The organism is Delftia sp. ASV31 (assembly GCF_016428765.1).
Classification (GTDB): domain Bacteria; phylum Pseudomonadota; class Gammaproteobacteria; order Burkholderiales; family Burkholderiaceae_C; genus Comamonas; species Comamonas acidovorans.
The window spans coordinates 57,972-82,545 of sequence record NZ_JAELTK010000008.1; the positions used below are offsets into that span (position 1 = coordinate 57,972).

Genomic DNA, 24,574 nt, shown 5'->3' on the forward strand with positions numbered 1-24,574 from the left:
GTTGCTGCCGAAGCAGGCTCAGGCCATGCGGTCGTCCGCGCGGATGTCGGGCATCTGGTCGATACGCTTGCCGAACCAGCCTATGCGCTCGGTCTGGCGCACATCCAGCCTGGGCACGTAGGGCTTGATATCGAGCACGGGCGTGCCGTCCAGCATGTCGTTGCCCAGGAAATGCAGCAGCAGTCCTTCGCGCCGCACCAAGCGCACGATGGACAGGCCCAGCCGGTTGGGCCGCGCCGGGGCGCGCGTGGCGAACACGCCGTGGCTGCTGTCGTCCATGAAGGGCACGACTTCCAGCTTTTCCACGGCCTGGTGCAGGTGGGTGATGAGGATCAGGTAGTCAAAGCCTTCGATGTCGCGCAGCCCGGCCTCGAACTCGGGCAGCAGCTCCACGCTGCCGGCCTCGTCGGCCGCGCCCGCCGTCTGTATGGGCATGCCCACCGGGTCGGTGAAGCGGCTGCGCACATGGCCGATGGGGCGGCAGGCGACGGCCTGCGCCGTGGAGCCGGCCGCGCTCATGCGCTCGTTCCCTGGGGATTGAGCAGGCGTGTCAGCGCGGCGATATCGGCCGCCGCCGCCATGCGCGCCGTGGTCTCTATGGAGCGGTAATGCCTGACGATGGCTTCGCCCGTGGAGGTGAGCGAGGCGCCGCCGCCATGGGCGCCGCCGGCGCTGGTGTTGACGGCCGGCGTCTGCAGCGCGCGGTTCATCTCGTCGACCAGCACCCAGGCGCGCCGGTAGGACATGCCCAGCGATCGCGCTGCAGCCGAGATGGAGCCCGCCTCGGCAATGGCTTCGAGCAACTGCACCTTGCCGGGACCGATGGCAATGGTGCTGTCGTTGTATACGCGCAGGCGGAACTGGACTTTGGAGGACATGGGGAAAGGACTTGGCACAGGAGAAAAGCGAACGTCAAGGTTAAGCGAAATCAACGGCTTGCGCCGTCACAGGGGCTAAGGGGAAATACGCAATGCATGGATCGCTACAGCGAAGGGGTGCTCTGGCAGGGCGTTACTGCACACGGGCCGTCAGGGCCGGCGCGCTGCCGCTGCCACCAGGGCGCCCGCTGCCTGCGCATCGTCTGCGAGTGCATTGGCAAGGCCCTTGACCTGCCGGCGCCGCGTCCCGATGCCTGCGTGCTGCGGCGCTATTTCGTCACATTGCCACCGGGTTTGCTAGCCTTTTTGCGCCAATGCAGCGCGGCGCTTGCCGCGCATCCGGGCCACGCGTCTACTTCTTGCTGCTTTCCGCCAGCAGGCGCTGGCATTGCGCATCTTCCTCGGCGGCCGGCACCGTGAGCGGCACCAGGGCCAGGGCCGCCGGCGCCACCACGGCGGCGGCCACGGCCGCGCCCGCGCGCAGCAGCAGCGGGCCGGGCTCCACCCCTACCTTGGGCTGGGCGAAACTGCCGCGCACATACAGCGGCGTGCGCAGCGAGAAGAACTTCCACTTCAGCGACTCGGGCACGATGCGCAGGTCCATGGTCTCCTGCGCCAGGCTGATCTGTCCGGTGGCCTCGATGATGGCCTCGGGCGTGGCCAGCTTGACGTTGCGGGTGCGCGCAATGCCCTGCTTCACGGTCAGGTCGGCAACGGCGCAGTTGAGCTGTACTTCCTTGTCGGCGCCGAACAGCTTGGTGACGATGACGCTGCCCAGGTTCAGCGCGGCCAGGTCCAGGAGCTGCTTGCTGAAGCGGCCATCGCGCACATACAGGCGGATGTCGCCCGAGCTGGTGCCCAGCCATTCGGCAATGGACTGGCCCCGGCCCTCCAGCCCCAGCGCGCCATCCATGCTGCCCAGGCTTTTCTTCATCAGTTCGATCTCGGGGAACAGGGCCGACAGCTGCAGCCCCTGGACCTTGCCCTGGAGGCTGGCCTTGGGCGGCTTGGCGCCGCTGTCCACCACGGCCTCGATGTCCAGCCGGCCCTTGGCCATGCCGAAGCGCAGCGGGGACAGGCGCAGCACGCCGTTGTCCATGACGGCATGCACGCTGAAGTCCTCGATGGGCAGGGCCTGGGGGCGCTCGATGCGGTCGCTCTTGAAGCGCACATCCATGTCCATGGCGTTCCATTTGCTGGTGTCAAAGCGCTGCGTGGGCAGGGCCTTGCCGCTGGCCGCCTGCCGGGTCTTCTGTCCCTGCTTGGTGGACGGTGCTCCCACCACCGGCCCCAGGTCGGCCAGGCGCAGCTTGCGCGAGGCCAGATCGCCGCTGAGCTTGGGGCGCGGCTTGCCCGATGCGTAGTGCAGCGTGCCGCGCAGATCGCTCTGGCCCACGCGGCCATCGAATTCCTCGTAATCCCAGACGGCGCGCCCCGGCTCCAGGCTGCCGACCAGATGGCCATTGGTGTCGAAGGGCAGTGTGCGCGGCAGCAGCAGACCCGTCAGCGGGAACAGGTCGGCCATGCTGGAGCCGCGCAGGCGCACCTGCAGGTCCATGCCCTTGAGCGCCCTGGGATTGTCGAGAATGCCCTCGGCCCGGGCGCGCAGGCTGCCCGCATGGGCCCACAGCTTCACGGGAAAGCGTGCCTGTTCGCTTTGCAGGTCCAGCACGGGGCCGATGAGGCCCTGGGCCTCGACCGTGGCCTTGGCGATGCGGCCGGTCAGGCCGACGCGCATGCCATACGGAAAGTCTGGACTGGGCGGCTGCACGAGGCTGTCCAGACGTGCGCGCACCGCCATCTGGCGCACGCCATCGCTCCAGCCCACCAGGCCCCCGCGCAGGCTCAATTGCGCTACCTGAAAGCGCCAGCGCGGCCCTGTGGGCTCGGGACGCTTGAAGGTCCAGTTGTTGCTGCCATCCTTGCGCCGGGCAAAGACCAGGTCAGGGCCTTCCAGTTGCAGATGGTCCAGCAGCACATGCCGGCCCAGCAGCGGCCACAGCCGCAGGCTGGCCGTGGCGCGGGCTGCCGTGGCCATGGTGTCGGCATCGCGCGCCGGAGGTGCCAGCTTTTCGTCGGAGAGGGCGATGCTGTCGGTATCGATATCGCGTGCGGGGCGGCTGGCTTGCGCATCCCCTTCCTTGGCCTTCGTTTGCCCTTTTGGCTGGTCCTTGCGCTGGCCCATGGGGGGGTCTTCGGGCAGCCGGCCCTTGTTCAGATGGTCGGGCGGCGCGGGCAGGGCTGGCAGTTCGTCGCTGCCCTTGGCCGGTTCCTGCTCGACCTGCCAGCCTTCGGGCTGGCCCAGGGCCAGTTGCTCGGCCTCGATGGTCACGCCCGGGACCCAATGGCGCCAGCCCTGGTCCAGGGGCTGGGGCCAGGTCCAGCGCAGGCGCAGGTCGCCTTCAATGGCGAAGTGGCGGCCGGTGCTTTCGCTGACGCGCTCGTTGACCCAGGGCTTGGCCCGGTTCCAGTCGAAGGTGGCAATCAGGACCACAACCGCGGCGAGCAGCAGCACCAGGGCCGACACCGTCCACAAAAGGGCGCGCAGCCAGCGGCGGCGGGCTGGGCGGTGGGGTGCTGGTGTGGCAGGGCTGTGGTTCGCTGTGTCGGTCGCTGTGTCTGTCATGGCGCAGGGGGCCGCTAAATGGGGTTCGGTCCATCCTATCGCCATGAAACCGCTTGCCAAGGCCCGGGACGCGCTGGCGGGCAGCCGGCAGGCCCGCATACAGGAGATTGACCTACAGCGCGGCCTGCGGCGGGGAAGAGGCCGTCATCACGGCGTCTCCTGGCCCTGGCGCAGCCGGGTGGATGCCAGGGCGGCCACCACCAGCAGGCCCGCCATGATGAACAGGCCGTTGCGCGTGCTGCCCGTGGCCTGTTCGATCATCCCCATCACCGTGGGGCCGATGAAGCCGCCCACCAGGCCGCAGGTATTGACCAGGGCTATGCCGCCCGCCAGCCCCGCGCCCGCCAGCCGCGAGGCGGGAAACAGGAAGACCACGGACTGCACCACGAAGAATATCAGCGCCGTCAGGCTGAAACCCAGCAGGCCCAGGGCTGGAGAGGCCTTGCCCGCCAGCGCGGCCACCAGCAGGCCGGCGGCCATGGTGGCCAGGCCCGCCAGCAGCATGCGCCGGCAGCGCTGCGGGTGGGTGGCAAAGCGCGGCAGCCAGGCCGCACCGATGGCCGCTGCGATCCAGGGCACGGAGTTGAGCGTGCCGATCTGCAGCGGCGAGAGCTGGCCGTAGGTGCCGATGATGCCCGGCAGGAAGAAGATCACCGTGTAGATGCTGATCTGGTGGCAGAAGTAGACAAGGATGGCCAGCCAGATCTGGCGGTCGCGCAGGCAGTCCCGGAGCGAGTGGCCCACCTGGCCGGCGCTGGCCTGCTGGTCCTGCTCGGCCTGCAGGCGTTGCAGTACCTCGCGCGATTCGGCAGCCGTCAGCCAGGGCGCGCTGGCCGGGCCGTCGGGCAGCTTCTTCCAGACCACCCAGGCCAGGGCCACGGCGGGCAGGCCCTCGATCACGAACATCCACTGCCAGCCGTGCCAGCCCAGGAAGCCGTCCATCTGCAGCAGCGCGCCGCCCACGGGGCCGCTGAGGATGTTGGCAATGCACACGCCCAGCAGGAAGTAGCCGATGGCGCGGGCCCGTTCCTCGCGGCCGAACCAGTAGGTCAGGTACAGCATCACGCCGGGGAACAGCCCCGCCTCGGCCGCACCCAGCAGCACGCGCATCACGTAGAACGAGGTCTCTCCGGTGATGAAGGCCATGCCGGCCGACAGCAGGCCCCAGGTCACCATGATCCGTGTGATCCAGAACCGCGCGCCCACCCTGTGCATGATGAGGTTGCTGGGCACTTCCAGCAGGGCGTAGCTCAGGAAGAACAGCCCCGCGCCCAGGCCGTAGGCGGCCGCCGAGATGCCCAGGTCCACCTCGATGTGCGACTTGGCCAGCGCAATGTTGGTGCGGTCAATGAAGCTGATCACATAGGACAGCACCAGCAGCGGCATCAGCCTGCGGAAGATGCGGGCGTTGAGCGCCGCGCTGGCACTGCTGGCCGCATTGCCAGGAACTGGCGGCGGCGCATGGACGGAATGGCTGGACATGGTGCTTGTCTCCTTCAAGGCTTGGGGGGGCGTGGGGCGGAACTTCCAGGGGCCGGCCCGGCCTGCTGCAGCAGGCTCTGGTGCTATGTGCTGGATGGGGGAAAGGGGGCTCAGAAGGCCACGTTGGCCGCACCCTTGAGGCCCAGCATCCGGCGCGCCTCGTCAGGCGTGGCGACGTCGACATTCAGGGCCTCGAGCACGGTGCGGATGCGGCGCACCTGCTCGGCGCTGGAGGTGGCCAGCTGGCCCGGGCCTATCCACAGAGAGTCTTCCAGCCCCACGCGCACATGCGAGCCCATGGCCGCGCCCATGGTGGCCAGCGGCAGCTGGTTGCGCCCGGCGCCCAGGATGGACCACTGGTAGTTGCTGCCCAGCAGGCGGTCGGCCGTGCGCCGCATGTGCATCAGGTCCTCCGGGTGGCCGCCGATGCCGCCCAGGATGCCGAACACCGACTGCACGAACACGGGCCCCTGCACCAGCCCGCGGTCCACGAAATGCGCCAGGTTGTGCAGGTGGCTGATGTCGTAGCACTCGAACTCGAAGCGCGTGCCCTGGGCCTGGCCCAGCCGCAGGATGCCTTCGATATCGGCAAAGGTGTTCTTGAAGACCAGGTTGCGGCTGTTTTCCAGGTGCTCGCGCTCCCAGGCGTGCTCCAGGTTCGGGAAGCGCTCCAGCATGGGGAACAGGCCGAAGTTCATCGAGCCCATGTTCAGCGAGGCCAGCTCGGGCTGGAACTCGGTCACGGGCCGCATGCGCTCTTGCACCGTCATGTGCGGGCTGCCGCCCGTGGTGATGTTGACGATGGCATCGCTCTCGGCACGGATCGCCTTGAGAAAGGGGCGGAACAGATCCGGGTCCTGCGAAGGGCGCCCGTCGCGGGGATCGCGGGCATGCAGGTGCACGATGGCGGCGCCGGCCTCGGCGGCATCGATGGCGGCGCGCGCAATCTGCTCGGCTGTCACGGGCAGGTGGGGCGACATGCTGGGCGTGTGGATGGCGCCCGTGGGCGCGCAGGTGATGATGGCTTTGGTGCGGGTGGCCATGGAAGGTCCTTGCGAACGGTGAAAAGTCGAGAGGAATAGAGGGGGGGAGAGGAGGAGGAGAGGGCGCTCAGCTCAGCGCCTGGGTCAGCCCATCGACGGCCAGCTCCTGGCCCGTGACATGGCCGGCCAGCGGGCTGGCGGCAAACACGGCCATGTTGGCAATGTCGCGCGCCGTGGCCATGCGGCCCAGCGCGGCCTGGTGCGTGTAGCTGCGCGTGACGTCTTCCAGCGGCATGCCGCGTGCCTGCGCCTTGGCGGCAATCACATCGCGGATGCGCGGGCCGTCCACGGCGCCCGGCAGGATGGCGTTCACCCGGATGCCGTCGGCGCCCAGCTCCAGCGCCAGCGACTTGGTCAGGCCGATCACGGCCCACTTGGACGCCGAATAGGCCGTGCGGCCCGGCATGCCCAGGTGGCCTGCCGCCGAAGACAGGTTGACGATGGCCGCCTGCCGGCCCTCGCGTGCCGATTGCCGGAGCCGGGGCACGGCCAGCCGAGTGCACAGGAAGGCGCCGGTGATGTTCACATCCAGCGTGCGCTGCCAGTCGGCCAGCTCCAGCGTCTCCACCGCGCCCGTGGGGCCGGCCACCCCGGCGTTGTTGACGAGGATGTCCAGGCCGCCCAACTCGTTGTCCACGGCCTTGAACAGGGCCTGCACCTGCAAGGCATCCGACACATCGGCAAGACGGCCGCTGGCGCCGGGCAGGGCGGCAGCCAGCGCATCCAGGCTGGCCTGGGCCACGTCACAGACCATGACGCGCGCACCGGCCTCGGCAAAGGCGCGGCTGATTTCCAGGCCGATTCCGGCGGCGCCCGCCGTCACCAGGACGCGCTGGCCGGCCAGAAGATCGTTTTTCCACATGCGGGGACTCCTTGGGAACTCAAACAAAGGTGAAAAGGGATTCGGGTTGGGTTTGGATTTTGTATCTGTGATCACAGATCAAATATGGTGAATACCCTATGCGGCATGACAGCGGCGGCGCCGCGCTACCATCGCCGCCATGGCCATCAACGAACTAGTCACCCCACTCAAACGGCAGACCCTCAGCAGCGATGTCTATGCACAGCTCAGGGAACTGCTGATCACGGGCCAGATGATTCCGGGCGAGCAGATCTCGCTGCGCACCACGGCCAGCGCGCTGGGCGTCAGCGTCATGCCCGTGCGCGAGGCCGTGCACCGGCTCGTGGCCGAGCAGGCGCTGGAACTCACGCCCAACCGCGCGCTGCGCGTGCCGTTGATGACGGAAAGCGCCTTTCGCGAGATCACGCGCATCCGCGTCAACCTCGAAGGCCTGGCCACGGAGCAGGCGGCCCGGCAACTGCCGGCCGCCGGGCTGGAACGCATCGCCGCCCTGCAGGACCGCTTTGCGGCCGAGATGGCCAGCGCCTCGCCGGACGGCGCGCGGCTCATCGCCTTCAACAAGGATTTCCACTTCGCCGTCTACAGCGCGGCCGGCATGCCCATGCTGCTGCAGATGATCGAGGCGCTGTGGCTGCGCATAGGCCCCATCCTCAACCACGACATGCGCTCGGGCTCGCGCCGCGTGAGCGAACAGGTGGCGGTCGGCCACCACGCGCGCCTGGTCGAGGCCCTGCGGCGCGGCGATGCGCCAGCCGCGAAGGAGGCGCTGCGCGGCGACATCGAAAGCGCGGCCGATTACATCGTTTCGGCGGGCGTGCTGGTGACGGCCGATGGTGTCGCGGACGGTGGGGATGACGGCGCGCCGGAAGTCCTGCGCCGCTAGAATCGCCGCCCCATGCACAACGCCCACGACCCCAAGGTTCTTCCTATACGCGACGGCGTCAGCCCCAGCTGCGTGGTGCTGCCCAGCCAGGGCGGCGGGTTGCTGATCGATTTTCTGGCCGAGCGCCTGCCGGCCGTGGCGCGCGAAGACTGGCTGCGGCGCCTGGCGCTGCGCGAGGTGGTGGACGAGCATGGCCGCGCCGCCGATGCAGGCACGGCCTTTGTGCCGGGCCTGCGCTACTACTACTACCGTGAGCTGCAGGCCGAGCCGCCCATTCCCTTCGAGGCCGAGGTCATCCACCGCGACGCGCATCTGCTGGTGGCCGACAAGCCGCATTTCCTGCCCGTGGTGCCGGCCGGCAGGTACCTGCAGCAGACGCTGCTGGTGCGGCTCAAGCGCGAGTTCGACCTGCCCGAGCTGTCGCCCATCCACCGCATCGACCGCGACACGGCGGGGCTGGTGGTGTTTTCGGTGCAGCGCGCCACACGCGGCATCTACCAGGCGCTGTTCCGCGACCGCGCCATCCACAAGACCTACGAGGCTGTCGCGCCCTGGCGCGAGGACGTGGTTTTCCCGCGCACGCATGAAAGCCGCATGGAAGAAAGCGGCCATTTCTTTCGCATGCACGAGGTGGCCGGCGCGCCCAACACCCGCACCCGCATGCAGGTGCTGGAGCAGCACGGCCGCTGGGCACGCTACCGGCTGGAGCCCGAAAGCGGCAAGCGCCACCAGCTGCGCGTGCACATGGCCGCCCTGGGCCTGCCGCTGTGGGGCGACGGCTTCTACCCCGAAGTGCATGACATGCCCGAGGGCGACTACTCGCGCCCGCTGCAGCTGCTGGCGCGCAGCCTGGCCTTCACCGATCCTCTGGACGGCCAGTCGCGGCGCTTTGACAGCCGCCGCCAGCTGCTGCCGCTGACCGACCTGTAGAGGCTTTTCCACTGCCGGAAACCGTTGGTTTTTTGCCCATGGCCCCGCCATGGGATAGGCCGGTTGCGGACAATTATCGGACAACTTTGTCCGATAATTGTCCGCATGACTTCCAAAAGACCCAGTGCCGATATCCGCCGCGCCCAGCTGCTGGACGCGGCCGATGCCGTGTTTTCCGAGCATGGCGTGACCGCGCCGCTGGACCTGGTGGTCGAGCGCGCCGAAGTCGGCCGCGCCACGCTGTACCGGCAGTTTCCTGACCGGCGTGCGCTGATGCTGGCGCTGCTGGAGCGTTCGCTGGACAACATGCGCAGCGCGGCCGAGGCCATGGCCGAGGATGACGATGCCTTCTACAAGCTGCTGTCCCGCCTGGCCGAGCGCATTGCGGTTTCGGCCCCCATCACCGATTACTGGCGCACCGTGGAGCGCGGCGACGAGGTCATCGCCCAGGCCCGCGTTGCCATGTGGCAGATCTTTCGGCCGGCCATGGACCGGGCCGTGGCCTGCGGCCATTGCCGCCAGCCGCTGACGCAGGCCGAGCTGTCCCTGGTCTTCGGCATGCTGGGCGCCTCGCTGCGCGGCGAGACGCCGCAGCAGCGGCGCACGCTGGCGCGCAAGGCGCTGCAGATCGTCTGGCAAGGCCTGAAGGCCTGACATGGCCACCACCCCCACTCCACAGGGGCCCGTGCTGCCCCCGTCGCCCCCCGTCGTCTACCTCAAGCCCCCGCCGGACTGGGAAGAGCATGAAAAGCCCAGCCTGCCGGGCTCGCCGTCCATGCCGCTGCACCAGCCGGCCGTGCGCGCCGCCTATGGCCTGATCGCCGTGCTGGTGGCGCTGACGGGTGGCCTGGGCAATGCACTGTTCACGGCCAACCTGCCCACCATCCAGGGGCAGATGGGGCTGACGTCTTCCGAGGCCGCCTGGCTGACCGGCGCCTACGTCATGCTCAACATGACGGCCAATTTGCTGGTCTACAAGTTCCGCCAGCAGTTCGGCATGCGGCTGTTCGCCGAGATCGGCCTGGGCCTGTATGCGCTGCTGACGCTGCTGCACCTGGTGCTGGGCAGCTACACCAGCCTGCTCATGCTGCGCGCGGCCAGCGGCCTGGCGGGCGCCACCTGCAGCACGCTGGGCACGCTCTACATGCTGCAGGCCGCGCCGCGCAAGCATGTGCTCAAGATGCTGGTCATCGGCGTGGGGCTGGGGCAGATCGCCACGCCGCTGGCCTGGATCCTGTCGCCGGGCCTGCTGTTCAACAGCGAGTGGCACAACCTCTACCTGTTCGAGGCCGGCCTGGCCCTGATCTCGTTCGCGGGCGTGGTGGTGCTCAAGCTGCCGCCGGGCGTGCACATCCGCAGCTTCGAGCGGCTGGACTTCCTGACCTTCTTCCTCATGGTGCCCGGCGTGGGCCTGCTGATCGCCGTGCTGGTGCAGGGCTACAACCACTGGTGGCTGGACACGCCCTGGCTGGCCTGGATGCTGATCGGCTCCATCGTCCTGCTGAGCGTGGCGCTGTACATCGAGCACCACCGCCGCAACCCCATGCTGCAGACGCGCTGGTTCGTGCTGGCGCCCACGGTGCGCTTCGTGATCGGTGCGCTGCTGCTGCGCTTTCTGACCACCGAGCAGACCTATGGCGTGATCGGCATGCAGCGCATGCTGGGCATGACGGTGGACCAGATGCAGCCGCTGTTCATCGTCATCCTGCTGGGCACCATCGCAGGCATTGCCGTGTCGGCGCTGACCTTCGGGCTGGAGAACATGGGCAAGCAGATCGTGGGCTCCATCGTGCTGTTCGCGCTGGCGGCCTGGCTGGACCACAGCCGCACCAGCCTGGCCCGGCCCGAGGACTTCTTCGGCAGCCAGTTCCTCATGGCCGTGGGCGCGGGCCTGTTCATGGGGCCGCTGATGCTGATCGGCGTGGTGCAGGGCCTGAAGTTCGGCGCGCACTACATGCTGACGGCCATCGTCACCATCTCCATGACGCAGGCCATGGGCGCGCTCATGGGCTCGGCCCTGCTGAGCACCTACCAGATGCACCGCGAGCAGGTGTATTCGGCCGCCATCGTGGCCGATGTCGATCCCACCGACCCCATCGTGGCCGACCGCCTGCGCCTGCAGCAGCAAAGCCTGGCCCGCGTCATTGCCGACCCGGCCCTGCGTGCGGCCCAGGGCACGGCCCAGCTGGCGCAGGCCGCACGCCGCGAGGCCAATGTGCGCGCCTACAACGACGTGTTCGCCCTCACGGCCGGCGTGGCCGTGCTCTACCTGCTGTGGATGCTGGCCCTGGCCGGCCGCGCACGCCAGCGCGCCTTCGTGGAGCGCATGCGCGCCGCCGCTGCCGATGCCTCGGCCATGCGCGGCACCGATGCCGCCGCGCCGCAGGACGCGCCGGGCCAGCCGCCCACCCAACCCGTCGCCCGCGCCTGAAACCGTTCGCCCAGAGAAAAGACAACAACATGAGTGACTCCGAAAATTCCAATGGCGGCACGGCCGCCTCTGCCTCGCCTGCGCCGGCTCCCGCTGCGGCGCCCTCGCCTTCACCTTCGCCTTCGCCCTCGCCCAAGCTCATCAAGCCCTCGCTGCGCAGCGTGCTGGTGATGCTGGTGGTCGCACTGGCCGGCGTTCTGCTGGTGCTGCGTGCCTGGAACCTGTTCCCCTTCGCGGGCACCGTGGTCAGCACCGACAACGCTTATGTGCGCGGCGCCGTCACCGTGCTTGCGCCCCAGGTCAGCGGCTATGTGACCGAGGTGCTGGTGCAGGACTACGAGAACGTCAAGGCCGGCCAGCCCCTGGTGCGCATCGACGCCCGCACCTACGAAGCCGCCCAGGCACAGGCCCAGGCCCAGCTGGCCAATGCCCGCGCACAGCTGGCCAATGCCGACCAGACCCAGGCCCAGAACCGCGCCACGCTGGGGGCCAGCCGCGCCGGCCTGGCGGCGGCGCAGGCCGAATCCGACCGCGCCGCAGCCGAGCTGCAGCGCGTGCAGGCGCTGTCCGAGCGCGGCTCCGTCTCGCTCAACGAGCGCGACAAGGTGCGTGCCACCGTGCGCCTGGCGGCCACCAACGTGGCCAAGGCCCAGGCCGACATCGAGATCAACGCCCAGAAGATCAAGGCCACGACGGTGAACCGCGCCTCGCTCGAAGCCCAGGTCCAGATGGCCGAGGCCCAGCTGCGCCAGGCCCAGATCAACCTGGACAACACCGTGGTGCACGCGCCCGGCGATGGCCAGGTCAGCGAGGTGGGCGTGCGCCGGGGCCAGTACGTCACGGCCGGCTCCCAGCTCATGTACGTGGTGCCGCACACGCTGTGGGTGGTGGCCAACTTCAAGGAAACCCAGACCGCCCAGGTGCGCATAGGCCAGGCTGTGCGCTTCAGCGTCGATGCGCTGGGCGGCGCCCACCTCACGGGCCGCGTGCTGGAGATCGCGCCTGCCACGGGCTCGGAATTCAGCGTGCTCAAGGCCGACAACGCCACGGGCAACTTCACCAAGGTCGTGCAGCGCCTGCCGGTCAAGATTGCAATCGATCCCGACCAGGAGCTGGCCGCCAGGCTGCGCGCGGGCATGTCGGTGGTGGTGCGGCTGGATACGGCGCAGCCTGAGCCCCAACCCGCACAGCAACCCGCACAGCAGCCCGCACCCCAACCGGAGGCCCGCCCATGACCGCCCGCGCACTGGCCATGGCCGTTGCCTGCGCCGCCGCGCTGGCCGGCTGCAGCGTGCCGCCGCTGAGCACCGCGCCTGAAGCGGCCCGGCCCGCCATGCCCGCCCAGTGGAGCGGGGCAGGGCAGGAGCCGGCCGCCGCCGTCCAGGCATCGTGGTGGCAGGCCTTTGGCGATCCGCTGCTCACGCGCTGGGTGGAGCTGGCCCAGTCCCGCAACAACGATGTGCTGCTGGCCCTGTCGCGCGTGGATGAGGCGCGGGCCAACCTGGATGTGGCAGGCGCTGCGGGCCTGCCTCAGCTCTCGGCCACGGTCGGCACCTCCACGGGCCGCAGCCTGGGCGCGCGGGGCCTGGCGCACACGCGCTCGGTTCAGCCCGGCCTGCAGGCCAGCTGGGAGCCTGATCTGTGGGGCCGCATCGCCCACCTGGAAAAGGCCGCCGCCCTGCGCCTGCAGGCCAGCGAGGCCGACCGCGACGCCGTGGCCCTGGCCGTGGCCGCCACCACGGCCCAGGCCTATGTGGGCCTGCGCTCGCTGCAGTCGCAGCTGCAAGTGGCCCAGGCCACGGCCCGCTCGCGCGAACAGGCCCTGCGCCTGGCCGATGAGCAGGCGCGCGTCGGCTACACCTCGCAATTGCAGCTCACCCAGGCCCAGGCCGAGCTGCAGGGCGTGCAGCAGGCCGTGGAGCAGCTGGAGCTGTCGCTGGCGCGCCAGCGCACGGCGCTCCTGCTGCTGGCCGGTGGCGAGGGTGACGAGCAGGCAGCCGCGCTCATGGCAACAACCGACAGCCAGTCCGCTGCGCTGGGCGCACCGCCGCCTGCGCCGGCCGCCGGCCTGCCTTCTGCCTTGCTGCAGCGCCGCCCTGACATTGCACGGGCGCAGCTGCAGCTGGTGGCCGCCGACGAAAGCCTGGCCGTGCAGCGCACCGCCTTCCTGCCCCAGGTCTCGCTGACGGCCAGCGCCGGCAGCCTGCTGGTCAACGCCCTGCAATACCACCCGGCCACGGTCTGGGCCCTGGGCGGCAGCGTGCTGGCGCCGCTGTTCACGGGCGGCCGGCTGCAAGGGCAGTTCGACGCCGTGACCGCCCAGCGCGACCAGGCCGCCTATGCCTACCGTGGCGTGGTGATCAAGGCCCTGGCCGATGTGGAAAACGCCCTGGTCGGCACCCGGCGCCTGCAGTCGCAGTGGCAGCACGCCAGCGAGCGCGAGGCGGTGCTGCAGCGCTCCCTGGGCTTTGCCAAGGACCGCTACGAGGCCGGCTACGCCAGCTACCTGGAAGAGCTGGACGCCCAGCGCAATCTCTTCCAGGCGCAGCAGGAGGTGATACGCCTGCGCCAGAGCCAGCTGGAAAACGCCATTGCGCTGTACCAGGCGCTGGGCGGCGGCTGGCAGGCCGCCACCACACCAGTCGCTGCACCCGTCACTTCACCCGTCACTGCACCTGTCGCCAGCCCCGCCCGCTGATCAGACCTTCTCGATGCGCGCAGGCAGGCCCTGGCGCACCGCGGCGCCCGACACCCAGTCCACCCACACGTTTTTGCAGCCGGGCCGCGTGGGATCGGCAAAGCCCAGGTCATTGAGGTTCACGCCATTGGCATGCTCGGCGTTCACCGGCATGGGCTGGCCGTCGATGCTGTGGCGGCCCGCGCCCAGCTCGCGGTGGCCGTAGCCGTGCTCGATGGCTACGGTGCCCGGCATCACGCCGTCGCGCACCATGGCCACGGCCGTCACTGCGCCGCCCGGCGTGCGGATGCGCACCGTGTCGCCGTTGGCGATGCCCAGCCGCTCGGCGTCATCGCGGTGCAGGGACACCGGGTTGTGCGGATGCACCTGGCGCAGCCGCGAGACGGCAATCGACATGGAACTCATCAGGTTGGACTTGTACGAGGTCAGCAGCAGCGGCCATTGCTGCTCGCCGAAATGCGTGCGCATGGCGCTGCCGTCGGCCAGCCGCGCCGGATACCAGGTGGGGCAGCCGCTGTAGCGCTCGCCCGTCATGGCGTGGCGCATGCGGGCCAGCTCCTCGCTCCACACCTGCAGGGCAGGCGCGTGGGCCTTGCGGGTGTGGCCGTCCTTCCAGGCGTCCTCGATGCGGTCGAAGCGCCCGCCGCGCGTCAGCAGCATGGCCACCTGGCGCCATTCATCGTCCTTCAGGCGCTGGCGCAGCGCGGGCACCAGCCTGTCCACGCCGGTGATGGCGATGTCGTCATCGCTGGCCGCCGGCACGGGCTTGCCGCCTGCCCAGGCCACGTTGGCCAGGGCATGGATGAAGAAGTCCTCGGCCGAGCGCAGCGCATGGGGCTGGCCCTGGGCGTCCTTGATGGCGGCCTCGCCAAAGCCCGGCAGGCCCAGCCGGTCTGCCACGGCGAAGAGGAAGCTCTCCACATTCACGGGCTGGCCGCCGGCCGTGCGCGCCACGGCGGGCTGCACCACGGGCCAGCGCACGGTGGAGCTTTTGGCCACCACGTCGGCCCAGGGCGCCGAGATGCCCCAGCTCTCGTAGGTCACGGTATCGGGCACGATGAAATCGGCCAGCGCGCTGGTCTCGTTGATGAAGGGATCGATGGAGACGATCAGCGGCAGCTTCTTCGGGTCCTTGAGATCGTCCACCAGTGCATTGCGAAAGCCCGCAATGCCGTAGACGGGGTTGCTCATGTGGTTGATCCAGGCCTTGGCGCGGTAGGGGTAGCCGGCCAGCGCGCTGGCCAGCATCTCGCTGGACAGGCCGCCCACGGCCGGGTACCACGGGGCCTGGGCGGCGGGGTAGTCCTTCGCGCCCTCGGGCTGGCCCTCGCGCTTGCGCTGGAATTCCGCGCTTTTCTCGTAGGGCTGGCGGTGGCGTGACAGCGCCAGGCCGCGCGGCTTGACCTTGCCGTCGAAGTTGGCGAAGTCGTAGCGCGGGCCGGGGCCGAAGGGGCCGAACGGGCCCGCATCCAGCACCAGGCCGCCCTGCACGTTGAGGTTGCCCACCAGGGTGTTGAGCATGCTGATGGCGTAGGCGGTGTAGAAGCCCGCGCCGCTCATGGTGCCGCCGTGCGCATCGGCCACGGCGCGCTTGCCATGGCTGGTGAACTCGCGCGCCAGCGCCTCGATCTCGCCGCGCGCCACGCCGCACAGCGCCGCGTATTCGTCCAGTGTCTTGAGGCTGGCCTGCTCATGCAGCTTGGCCAGCGAGGAGCAGACCGACAGCTCGGGAGCCTGGTCCGCGCCTTCGGCCTTCAGGCCGGGTACGGCCACGCGGGTGCGCACCATCAGCTGTGCAGGCTCGGCCTGGGTGTGCGGCGCCAGGCTGCCATCGGCACGCTGCACCACGAACACATCCTGGGCCGGCTTGCCGTCTTCGGCTGGCGCGGGCAGGGCCCAGCCCAGGTCGGCGCCGCGCAGAAAGCTGCCGTGGCGCGGGTGGCCGGGCTCGTTGACCAGCAGGTGCGTGGCATTGCTCCAGGACGCCTCGCCCGCCGCCTGCATGGCGGCCGGGCCGGGCTGGGAGAGAAAGCCCGTGTCATGGCGCGCCTCGTCCAGGATGACGCGGATCAGCGCCATGGCCAGGGCCAGGTCGCTGGCCGGCTTGACGGCCAGCCAGCGGTTGCCGCTGCCCGCAGCCAGGCTGGACGAGGTCGGCAGCACGGGCGAGACCACCACGTAGCGGAAACGGTTGTCCTCGCGCGAGCGGGCCTCGGCCAGTTCGCGGCCCTGGCGCTGGAAGGGGTTGCCGGACTGCGCGGGTGCCGCGCCTATGAACAGGCCGAAGCTGGCATGGCTCCAGTCCGGCTTGCCGTGCGGCATGCCGGGCAGGTCGCCCAGGGCCGCTGCCGCACCCACGCGAAAGCTCTGGCCGCAGTAGGCGCCGTGGTTGCTGACGTTCACGGTGCCGAAGGACGGCCCCGCAAAGCGGCGCAGCAGCTGGGCGCGGCCTTCGTTGGAGGCGTCGGTCACCAGCAACTGGTTGGAGCGCGGGCCGAACTCGGGGTTGTCGGCGTCCAGCGGGGCCCTGGTGTCCCAGATGGCGCGCAGGCCCTCGACCTGGCCTTCGCCGAACAGGTCGCCGCCCTCGCAGACTTCCTGCACCAGCTGCTCGAAGGAAATGCTCTGCCAGCGGCCGCTGCCGCGCGGGCCCACGCGCTTGAGCGGGGTGAGCACGCGGTGCGGCGCGTTCTGGTGCTCCAGCATGGACGAGCCGCGCGCGCAGGCCGTGGCCCGGCCCTCCAGGCCCAGCTCCTTGCCCAGTTTGGCGTAGACCTCGCGCACGGGTTCTTCCATGGTGGCCGGGCGCGTGGTGGCCAGTGGGTGGTAGGGGTTGCCTGCCACGCGCAGGATGCGGTTGCTGGCGGTATCGACACGCACGCGCACGCCGCACTGCGTCCAGCAGCCCAGGCAGCTGGAGGGGCTGACCACCTGGCCGGGCTGGGTGGCGAGCGCGCCCGTGGCCGGGTCGATGCGGAACTCCGGCGTCAGCGAATTGCCGCGCGTGGCGCTGGCCGTGGGCGTGCCCGAGGTGCCTGCGACCAGGCCCTTGGCACCGCGCGCCAGTGTTTCACCGTAGCCGGCCGCAAAGGCGGCCAGACCACCGGCGGTGAGGCCACCGCGCAGCAGCAGGCGGCGGCGTGTGGCCTCGGCATCCAGGGAATCTTCGGGGGCTTGGGGGAGTTTCTTCTTGTCGGTCATGAAAGGCTTTCTGTGGCGCAGCCGGCCGGTGGCGGGCCGCGCTCCGTGAATGGGTGAGAGGTCGTCAGGGCGGCGGTGTCAGAGGGCGCGGGCCGTGGCCGAACGCGCGGGAAACAGTTCCAGCGCCCAGGTGGCCAGCGTCACCAGTGCAATGCACAGGCCGGCCACTCCCAGCATGCCCAGCAGGCCGTCGCCGCCCAGCGGCATGTGGTAGATGTACAGGCCCGCGCCATACTTGGGCACGCCTTGCACGCCCATGAACAGCGCCCAGCGGAAGGCCCAGGCCGCGGCGGCCAGGCCCAGCCCCAGGGCCAGCGTGTAGCGCGGGCAGGCCATGCGCTGCCCACCCCGCACCAGGGCCCACAGCAAGGCGGCACCGGCCACGGCCGAGCCCAGCATGCTCAGGCGCCAGACCGGAAACTGCTGCCACAGCTGCAGCGCCGCCTGGAAGGAGCGGCCCTGGCCCAGCCAGCCTGCAACGGCCCAGACCGCCACCATGGCCAGCAGGCACAGCGCCAGCGCCAGGCCCAGCACGCGCAGGGCCTGCAGGGCGCCGGCATCGGGGCGGTGGCGGGCGGGCAGAAAGCGCGCCGTCGCCAGCATGCAGCCCACCGTGGCCAGCCAGCCCGTGAGTGCCAGGTTCAGCGGCACCCACAGCGTGTTCCACAGCGGGCGCGAGCGCACGGCCATCAGCTCGGCGCCGGTATAGGCGGTGATGGTCAGCGCCGACACGGCCAGCAGCGGCGCCAGCCAGCGCAGCCACTGCGGCCGGCCCAGCCACCAGGCCAGCACGAAAGCCAGCGCCAGCCCCACGAAGACCGGCAGCAGCAGGGCGCCCACCGACATCCACGACCACGGCGTGAAGTGCGCATAGAAATGCCAGAAGCGCGCAGGCTGGTGCAGGTCGGCCAGCAGCGACACGGGCGCGGCGATGGCGCTGACGGCCAGCACCAGCACGGCGGCCGGCAGCAGGCGCGCCATGGCGCTGCCGCGCGGTGCCCAGGCGCAGGCGGCGGCCAGCAGGGCGGCGCCCGTGGCAATGCCGGCCAGGAAGAAGTACTGCACGGCCCAGGGCAGCCAGGCCGATTCGTAGGCGGGGGTCAGGAGTTCGACGATGTGCATGGGGTGCTCCTTGCGTTCAGTGGGAAGTGACCAGCCGCACGCTGGCCTGCCCGTCAACGCCGTCGACGAAGGCGTCGGGCAATCCCAGGTAGTACACATGCGGGTCCGTGCCCATGGCGGGCTTGAGCACCTTGAGGTCCTTGGCGTGCTCGCGCATGCGCTGGCGGATCTCGCTGCCCTCGTCGTTGAGGTCGCCGATCACGCGGGCGCCGCCCACGCAGCTTTCCACGCAGGCCGGCAGCAGTCCGGCCTCCAGCCGGTGCTCGCAGAAGGTGCACTTGTCGGCGGTCTGCGTCTCGTGGTTGATGAAGCGTGCGTCATAGGGGCAGGCCTGCACGCAGTAGCCGCAGCCCACGCAGCGCTCGTTGTCCACCAGCACGATGCCGTCGCTGCGCTGGAAGGTGGCCTGCACCGGGCAGACCGGCACGCAGGGCGGGTTGTCGCAGTGGTTGCACAGGCGCGGCAGGTTGAGCATGGCCGGCGGCAGGTCCTCGTTGCCCGCGTGCTGCACCTCGTACTGCAGCACCGTGGTGCGGAACTGGCCCAGCGGCGGCAGGTTCTCCATGGAGCAGCTCACCGTGCAGGCCTGGCAGCCTATGCAGCGGCGCAGATCCACCAGCATGCCGTAGCGCCTGCCGGCCTCGCCGGGGCGGCGCGGCGGCTGGAAACCCGGGGTGCCGGGCGCGGCCGCCGCCACGGGCAGGGCCACGGCCGCCATGGCAGCGGCCAGCAGATCCTGCAGGAAGCCGCGCTTGCCTGCGGCGGGCTGCGCATGGGCGGCGGTGCGGGCGGGGATGTCCTGGGAGGAGGGCTGGCAGCTGCAGTCGTTGCAGCCGCTGCCGGCGCGGGATGTTTTTGGCATGGCCTGTCTTTCATCGTCCTGCGGCCACGGAGGGTGGTCGCTCAAACTCAATAAAGCATTAAAAATATGCTTTTTATATTGAATTTAATATATGAAATTCAGGGCCTTGGCGGCTTGATGTGAGTCAAGCAATGGGCTTTTCAAGTGGCTGCCGAGTGCTTGCAAAGTGCCACCGACTGCCTGCCATGGACAGGCGCCCAAGGCAGTCCATAGCGTGTGGCGCAGGGATTAAGACGGGGTTAACAGGGTGACTGCATTCCTCGGGAATGCGGGGCGCGTATCGGAAATCACCCTCTTGTTTCCTTGCGCGGCCCCGGTCTACGCTGCTTGTGTCGCCACTGCCAAGGAGTTCTCCATGAACCATGCCCTGAACAGCCTTGCTTCGGAACTGGACCTTGCCGCCGAAGCCGGCGAGCACCTGAGGCTGCAATTCACACAGGCTTGCGTGGACCGCATCGCGCACCTGCTGGAAGACCCGGACGTCATCCGCTGCGCACAAGGCCTTCGACGCTACCTGGACGGCCAGATCGACCGGCAGGAACTGGACCGCCTGGCCCGCGAGGCGGCCAGCCTGGCCAACCACCACCAGGGATCGCGCTCCCTCGACGGCTGCGGCCATGCCGCCGTGTCCGCCACCTATGCCACGGCCCATGGGCTGGCGGGCCGGGCGCTGCAGGCGGCCGACTATGCGGCCTACGCCATGGTCTATGGCGAGGGCGGCCACGGCGCCGTCACGGACCGCGGATCGTTCGAGCCTGAATACCAATGGCAGGCGCGCTGCCTGGCCTCGCTGGCGCAGGCCGCTCAGCAGCGCACGTAGCACCAGACCGACTGCTGCAGCAGGGCCAGTGACTCGATGCCGCCCTGCGGCAGCACGCGCATGCCGGCAGGCGCCTCGCGGCCCAGCTTCCTGAGCGTGTTCGGGCAGACCAGCGCATGGGCCAGGGCGGCAGCATCCAGATGCTGCGGCGTGCCCGGCGCGGCGTCCAGCAGCGCCTCGACGGCCGGGCCGTTGATGACGATGCGGACCTCGGCACCGGGCCGGTCCTGGCGCAGGTTGGCCAGATTGCTGCGTGCACGGGCCAGGGCGCCGGGTGTGGGCGCATGCAGCACGATGCGCAGCGGCGGCGCATCCGGCCGGGCGGGGAACAGGTCGCTCCAGTCGCTGGAGGAGATGGAAGCGGCGGGAGAACGGCTTGTGCTCATGGTCGTCCTCGTCATTTCCTGCCACGCGGCCCCATGACCTCTTCCAGCAGGCCCGGCGGCAGGCCGGTGCGTACCTGCACCAGCCCCTTGTCATCCTTCCAGACCAGGGCCGGCGTGGCACGCAGCCCCCAGGTGGACATCAGCGAGGCATGGTTGGCCAGCACCTGCCGCGTGGCCTGCGGCACCGGGGCCAGCGGCGTGGCGCCCGCGCCCTCTGCGCTGGCGCGGCCGGCCTTGGCATAGGCGCGTGCGTGCTCGGCCAGGGCCTGCTCGGGCTGGCGCGCGGTCAGCAAGGCGGCGGCCTTGCCCTCGCTGCTGGGCTTGAGGATGCCCACCAGAATGTGGCGCAACTGCACCTGGCCGCTCTCCACCCAGGGCCGGGCATCGTTCCACAGCTGGTTGCAATAGGGGCAGTTGGGGTCGGTGAACACATAGACCGTGCGCGGCGCGTCGGCGCGGCCATCCGGTATGGACTGGGCGCGCTGCACATCGCCCCACAGTTGCTCGCCCATGGGCTTTTGCACGGCGGCCTGCAGGGCCTGGGCGTTCACGTCGCGGCCCTGGGCGTCGATCACCGTGCCCAGCACCCAGTGCTTGCCGTCAGGCATGCGGTAGATGGGCACGGGCTGGCGGTCGCGGTAGGCGGCCCAGGCCTTGAGTCCGCCCACAGCCGGCAGCGGGCCCACCAGGGTCAGTCCCTGCTGGGCCAGAAACTCCTCCGATGGCAGCTCGGACGCCGCGGCCGGCAGGGCCAAGGCTGCCGACAGGGCCAGGGCTCCTGCCAGTGCAGGCAGGGGAAACAGGGGGGAAGCGCTCATGAACATTCCTTCAGATGCTGGGCCAGGCTGGCGCGCGACAGCTCGCCCATGCGCATGCCGCACAGCCGGCCGTCGGCGCCATAGAAATAGGTGGAAGGCAGGCCCTGCTGGCGCCAGTGCCGGCCGGCCTGCTGCTGCGGGTCGAACAGCACCTGGGCCAGCGGCAGCGGGGCCGTCGCCTGCTCGCGCTGCAAATAGCCCATCACGGTCTCGGCAGGCTCGCCCTGGTTGATCCAGATGAAACGCACATCGGGCCGCTGCTGCTGGGCCTGGGCCAGCACCGGCATCTCGCGCCGGCAGGGCGGGCACCAGGTGGCCCAGAGGTTGATCACCATGGGCTTGCCGTCGGCCTGCTGCAACTGCTGCAGCGAGACCGGCTGCGCCTGTCCGTTGACCAGGGTGAAGGCCGGCAGGGCCGGTGCATCTGCGGAGGGCAGTGCCTGCAGCAGGCTGCCCAGCACCAGCAGGGCCGCCCCCGCGCCCAGCGCCAGCCCTGTGGCGCGGCGCAGCACCGGGGAGCGGCGACTGCGCCACAGCATGTACAGCAGCGCGGCCAGCAGGCCGGCCCACAGGTTCCATCCCCCGTCGCGGATATCGATGATGCGGCCTGCGAGGGCCGGCATCCCGCTCCAATCCCACGGAGCCGGCGCGAACTCGGTCCACCACTGCGCGACATAGGCCAGGCGCGCCGCCAGCAGGCCGGCCAGGGTGCTTTGCCACAGCAGCGCATCCACGGCCTGGCCCGTGCGCCTTTCATTCCTGCGCGCCAGCCACTGCGCCAGCAGCCAAGCCAGCATGGCCACCACCACGCCCATCGGCAGGACCAGCGGCCCCAGCGCCAAGCTGGCGGGCAGGTGCAGCTTGGCGCCCAGCGCCGGTAGCGCTGACGGCCCGCCAGGCTCGGCCGGTCCAGCAAGGGCAGGCCAAGGCGCCATCAGCAGGCCAGCAAGCAAGGGCAGGAAGGACGAAAGAAGAGGGGATGACCGGAGATGCATGGAAGGGAGTTTCAGCGATGCGGGCTGACAGGCCGTGGATGCTGGCAGCGGGGAATTAACGGGGGGTTAACGGGTGGGTAACGGGTGGGCAACGGCCCTTGCGCCATCAGACCCGGCACAGTGCGGGCTGCCACGATGGCGCCTGCCCGGAGGTTGCCGGCAAGGCTGCAATCATCGGGCCGCATTCTTGTACGCGTGCCTGCGAGATTCGGCATGCTGGCGCACACCTCGCTACAAATCTGCGATGCTCAGTCGCTTTTCGTTCCCGACTTGGATACAGACGGCGGGGCCTGGCTCCAGGCCCTGCGGACAACAATATGCATGTTCTCTTGGTGGAAGACAACGCGCTGGTGGCCAGCGGCGTGCGAGCCGGCCTGCAGCTGCAGGGCTTTGGCGTGGATACCGTGGCCTCGGCCGGGCAGGCGGATGCGGCCATCCGCTCCTCGCATTTCGATGCCTGCGTGCTGGACCTGGGCCTGCCGGACGAGGATGGCCTCTCGCTGCTGGCGCGCTGGCGCGGCCAGGGCCTGCAGGTGCCCGTGCTGGTGCTGACGGCGCGCGACGCCGTGTCACAGCGCATCGAAGGCCTGCAGACCGGCGCCGACGATTACCTGGTCAAGCCCTTTGACCTGCACGAACTGGCGGCGCGCCTGCATGCGCTGCTGCGCCGCGCGGCCGGCCGCAGCGTGGACTGGATCGAGCTGGGCGAGGTGCGCATCAACCCCGCTGCAGGCCACATCCAGCGCCAGGGCCGCACGGTGGAGCTGTCGCGCCGCGAGTGGTCGCTGCTGCGCGCGCTGCTGCAGTCGCCGGGCCGCATCCTGAGCACCGAGCAACTGCGCGACAGCCTCTACGGCTACAGCCAGGACGTGGAGAGCAATGCCGTCAACGTGCATGTGCACCACCTGCGCCGCAAGCTGGGCCATGAGCTGGTGGAGACGGTGCGCGGTGAGGGCTATCGCCTGGGCCTGCACCCATGATGCGCAGCCTGCGCGTGCGCCTGCTGGCATGTCTGTGCCTGGCGCTGTGCACGCTGTGGGGCGGTGTGGCGGCCTGGATGTTCTCGGACATGCGCAACGAACTGCGCACCGTGCTGGATGACCGGCTGATCGCCTCGGCGCGCATGGTGGCAGGCATCGTCCACCAGTTCCGGCCTGCCCGGGAGCTGCCGCAGGACTGGAGCCCCATGCTCAACGTGATCGCGCGCGACGGCGTGGCCTGCGAGGTCAGCCTGGTGCGCGGCGAGGTCCAGCCCGTGCGGCCCGAATCGGCCCTGCCGCAGGTGCTGGCCAAGACCGAGGGCAGTCCCGTGTTCCCGCAGAGCATGCCGCTGGGCTTCTCGACCATCATCAAGGGGGGCAAGCCCTGGCGCACCTATGTGCTGGAGGACCACGGCGTGCGCATCGCCACGGCCGACCGCATCGATGTGCGCGAGGGCCTGATCCACGGCTTTGCCTACACCATCGTCCTGCCCTTCGTGCTGGCGCTGCTGGCCAGCATGGGGCTGATGTGGTGGGCCGTGACCCAGGGCCTCAGGCCGCTGGAGGCCCTGCGGCGCGAGCTGGCGCGCCGCCCGCCCGGCGACGACTCGCCCGTGGCCCAGGGCCTGCAGACGCGCGAGCTGGCGCCGCTGGTGGGCACGCTCAACCAGCTGCTGCACCGCGTGCGCGCCGCCATCGACCGCGAGCGCCGCTGGAGCGACGACGCCGCCCATGAGCTGCGCACGCCGCTGACCGCCATCAAGACCCATGTACAGGTGGCGCAGATGGCGCTGGCGGCGCCCGGCATGCCTGCCGGCCTTCTGGCCGCGCCGCCCGGCTCCATGGCCCGCGATTCGCTGGCCCAGGCGGGCGAGGGCGTGGAGCACCTGCAGCACACGCTGGAGCAATTGCTGCTGCTGGCGCGGCTGGAGCAGCATGAACCTGGCGCTGCCTCCGTGCTGGCCTGCGGCGATGCGCCTGCCGATGCGCTGCAGGCGCTGGACAAGGCCTGGCAACTGGCTGTGAATGCCGTGAGCGCCCAGACCCCAGCGCCCGCGCTGCGCACATGGTTGGACAACGGCCAGCCCGTGCAGGACTGGCCGCTGGCCATCTCCGAGCCCCTGCTGGTCTCGGCCCTGCGCAATCTGCTGGAAAACGCCCTGCGCCATGCGCCGCAGCATCCCGTGGAACTGGCCGTGCGCCCCATTGGCGCCATGCCGGGCAAGACGCAGCAGCCGGGCCCAGGCTATGTGGAGTTCACCGTGGCCGACCACGGCCCGGGGCTCAGCGCCGAGGAATGCGAAGAGGCCACGCGGCGCTTTTGGCGCAAGCGTCCCCAGGAGCATGGCAGCGGCCTGGGACTGCCCATCGTGCAGCGCATCGCCGAATGCGCAGGCGGCTGCCTGCTGCTGCAGCCGCGCAGCCTGTGGCGGCCCGAGGAAGGTCAGGCCAGCGGCCTGGTCGCGCGCCTGTACCTGCCGCTGGCGGACGGCCCGGGCCCGCAGGTCCCGGCCGCCGGCCCATTAGCGCCGGCCCATTAACGCCGGCTTAATCTCG

21 protein-coding genes are annotated in these 24,574 nt (G+C 70.0%); 9 read left to right on the forward strand and 12 right to left on the reverse strand.

What is annotated here, in order from left to right; genetic code table 11:
• Positions 1-18 precede the first annotated feature (18 nt).
• The 6 genes from tsaA to JHD82_RS04915 form a co-directional block, all read right to left on the reverse strand.
• A complete protein-coding gene (gene tsaA, locus JHD82_RS04890; protein ID WP_199135581.1) occupies positions 19-519 on the reverse strand; it encodes a tRNA (N6-threonylcarbamoyladenosine(37)-N6)-methyltransferase TrmO in 501 nt (166 codons plus the stop codon).
• A complete protein-coding gene (locus JHD82_RS04895; RefSeq protein ID WP_013802017.1) occupies positions 516-878 on the reverse strand; it encodes a winged helix-turn-helix domain-containing protein in 363 nt (120 codons plus the stop codon). Before JHD82_RS04895 ends, tsaA begins: the two co-directional genes overlap by 4 nt.
• A gap of 352 nt (positions 879-1,230) precedes the next feature.
• Entirely contained in the window at positions 1,231-3,504 is a 2,274-nt protein-coding gene (locus JHD82_RS04900; protein WP_199135582.1) for an AsmA family protein, read from the reverse strand.
• A 147-nt stretch (positions 3,505-3,651) separates the two neighbouring features.
• A complete protein-coding gene (locus JHD82_RS04905; protein ID WP_199135583.1) occupies positions 3,652-4,986 on the reverse strand; it encodes an MFS transporter in 1,335 nt (444 codons plus the stop codon).
• 110 nt (positions 4,987-5,096) lie between these two features.
• On the reverse strand, positions 5,097-6,029 hold the full coding sequence (locus JHD82_RS04910) for a 3-keto-5-aminohexanoate cleavage protein (RefSeq protein ID WP_199135584.1): 933 nt from the start codon (positions 6,027-6,029) through the stop codon (positions 5,097-5,099).
• A gap of 67 nt (positions 6,030-6,096) precedes the next feature.
• On the reverse strand, positions 6,097-6,891 hold the full coding sequence (locus JHD82_RS04915) for an SDR family oxidoreductase (protein ID WP_047216964.1): 795 nt from the start codon (positions 6,889-6,891) through the stop codon (positions 6,097-6,099).
• A gap of 139 nt (positions 6,892-7,030) precedes the next feature.
• On the opposite strand from JHD82_RS04915, the gene JHD82_RS04920 reads away from it, so the two are divergent.
• From JHD82_RS04920 to JHD82_RS04945, 6 genes are all read left to right on the forward strand, one after another.
• Positions 7,031-7,774, forward strand: a complete 744-nt coding sequence (locus JHD82_RS04920) for a GntR family transcriptional regulator (RefSeq protein WP_199135585.1) — start codon at positions 7,031-7,033, stop codon at positions 7,772-7,774.
• Positions 7,775-7,786: 12 nt separating this feature from the next.
• Positions 7,787-8,704 (forward strand): pseudouridine synthase, encoded by a 918-nt coding sequence (locus tag JHD82_RS04925; RefSeq protein WP_199135586.1) that lies wholly within the window; start codon positions 7,787-7,789, stop codon positions 8,702-8,704.
• Between the two features lie 105 nt (positions 8,705-8,809).
• On the forward strand, positions 8,810-9,358 hold the full coding sequence (locus tag JHD82_RS04930; RefSeq protein ID WP_034394679.1) for a TetR/AcrR family transcriptional regulator: 549 nt from the start codon (positions 8,810-8,812) through the stop codon (positions 9,356-9,358).
• Between the two features lies 1 nt (position 9,359).
• A complete protein-coding gene (locus JHD82_RS04935; protein ID WP_199135587.1) occupies positions 9,360-11,135 on the forward strand; it encodes an MFS transporter in 1,776 nt (591 codons plus the stop codon).
• A gap of 29 nt (positions 11,136-11,164) precedes the next feature.
• Positions 11,165-12,370, forward strand: a complete 1,206-nt coding sequence (locus JHD82_RS04940) for an HlyD family secretion protein (RefSeq protein WP_199135588.1) — start codon at positions 11,165-11,167, stop codon at positions 12,368-12,370.
• The gene (locus JHD82_RS04945; RefSeq protein WP_199135589.1) at positions 12,367-13,833 is read left to right on the forward strand and encodes an efflux transporter outer membrane subunit; all 1,467 of its coding nucleotides are present in this window, start codon (positions 12,367-12,369) and stop codon (positions 13,831-13,833) included. The genes JHD82_RS04940 and JHD82_RS04945 overlap by 4 nt, the downstream gene beginning before the upstream one ends.
• Here the strand turns inward: JHD82_RS04945 and JHD82_RS04950 are convergent, their stop codons facing one another.
• The 3 genes from JHD82_RS04950 to dsrO all read right to left on the reverse strand — a co-directional run bounded on the left by JHD82_RS04950 (position 13,834) and on the right by dsrO (position 19,018).
• Positions 13,834-17,034 carry a tetrathionate reductase subunit A gene (locus JHD82_RS04950; protein WP_199135590.1) on the reverse strand — a complete coding sequence of 1,067 codons (3,201 nt, stop codon included), beginning with the start codon at positions 17,032-17,034 and terminating at the stop codon, positions 13,834-13,836.
• A gap of 78 nt (positions 17,035-17,112) precedes the next feature.
• On the reverse strand, positions 17,113-18,156 hold the full coding sequence (gene nrfD, locus JHD82_RS04955) for an NrfD/PsrC family molybdoenzyme membrane anchor subunit (protein ID WP_199135591.1): 1,044 nt from the start codon (positions 18,154-18,156) through the stop codon (positions 17,113-17,115).
• Positions 18,157-18,172: 16 nt separating this feature from the next.
• Positions 18,173-19,018: a sulfate reduction electron transfer complex DsrMKJOP subunit DsrO gene (gene dsrO, locus JHD82_RS04960; RefSeq protein WP_199135592.1), complete on the reverse strand. Its 846-nt coding sequence runs from the start codon at positions 19,016-19,018 to the stop codon at positions 18,173-18,175.
• 355 nt (positions 19,019-19,373) lie between these two features.
• Here dsrO and JHD82_RS04965 point away from each other — a divergent pair, with 355 nt between their 5' ends.
• On the forward strand, positions 19,374-19,838 hold the full coding sequence (locus tag JHD82_RS04965; protein ID WP_199135593.1) for a hypothetical protein: 465 nt from the start codon (positions 19,374-19,376) through the stop codon (positions 19,836-19,838).
• On the opposite strand, the gene JHD82_RS04970 is transcribed toward JHD82_RS04965, so the two are convergent.
• The 3 genes from JHD82_RS04970 to JHD82_RS04980 are packed head-to-tail and all read right to left on the reverse strand — an operon-like array spanning position 19,823 to position 21,977.
• The gene (locus JHD82_RS04970; protein ID WP_199135594.1) at positions 19,823-20,224 is read right to left on the reverse strand and encodes a hypothetical protein; all 402 of its coding nucleotides are present in this window, start codon (positions 20,222-20,224) and stop codon (positions 19,823-19,825) included. The two genes, JHD82_RS04965 and JHD82_RS04970, sit on opposite strands and share 16 nt — an antisense overlap.
• Before the next feature lie 11 nt (positions 20,225-20,235).
• A complete protein-coding gene (gene dsbG / locus JHD82_RS04975) occupies positions 20,236-21,042 on the reverse strand; it encodes a thiol:disulfide interchange protein DsbG (protein WP_199135595.1) in 807 nt (268 codons plus the stop codon).
• Entirely contained in the window at positions 21,039-21,977 is a 939-nt protein-coding gene (locus JHD82_RS04980; RefSeq protein ID WP_233174625.1) for a TlpA disulfide reductase family protein, read from the reverse strand. Before JHD82_RS04980 ends, dsbG begins: the two co-directional genes overlap by 4 nt.
• 377 nt (positions 21,978-22,354) lie before the next feature.
• On the opposite strand from JHD82_RS04980, the gene JHD82_RS04985 reads away from it, so the two are divergent.
• On the forward strand, positions 22,355-23,017 hold the full coding sequence (locus JHD82_RS04985; protein ID WP_012206042.1) for a response regulator transcription factor: 663 nt from the start codon (positions 22,355-22,357) through the stop codon (positions 23,015-23,017).
• Positions 23,014-24,558 (forward strand): ATP-binding protein, encoded by a 1,545-nt coding sequence (locus JHD82_RS04990; protein ID WP_199135597.1) that lies wholly within the window; start codon positions 23,014-23,016, stop codon positions 24,556-24,558. The genes JHD82_RS04985 and JHD82_RS04990 overlap by 4 nt, the downstream gene beginning before the upstream one ends.
• Positions 24,559-24,574: the final 16 nt, after the last annotated feature.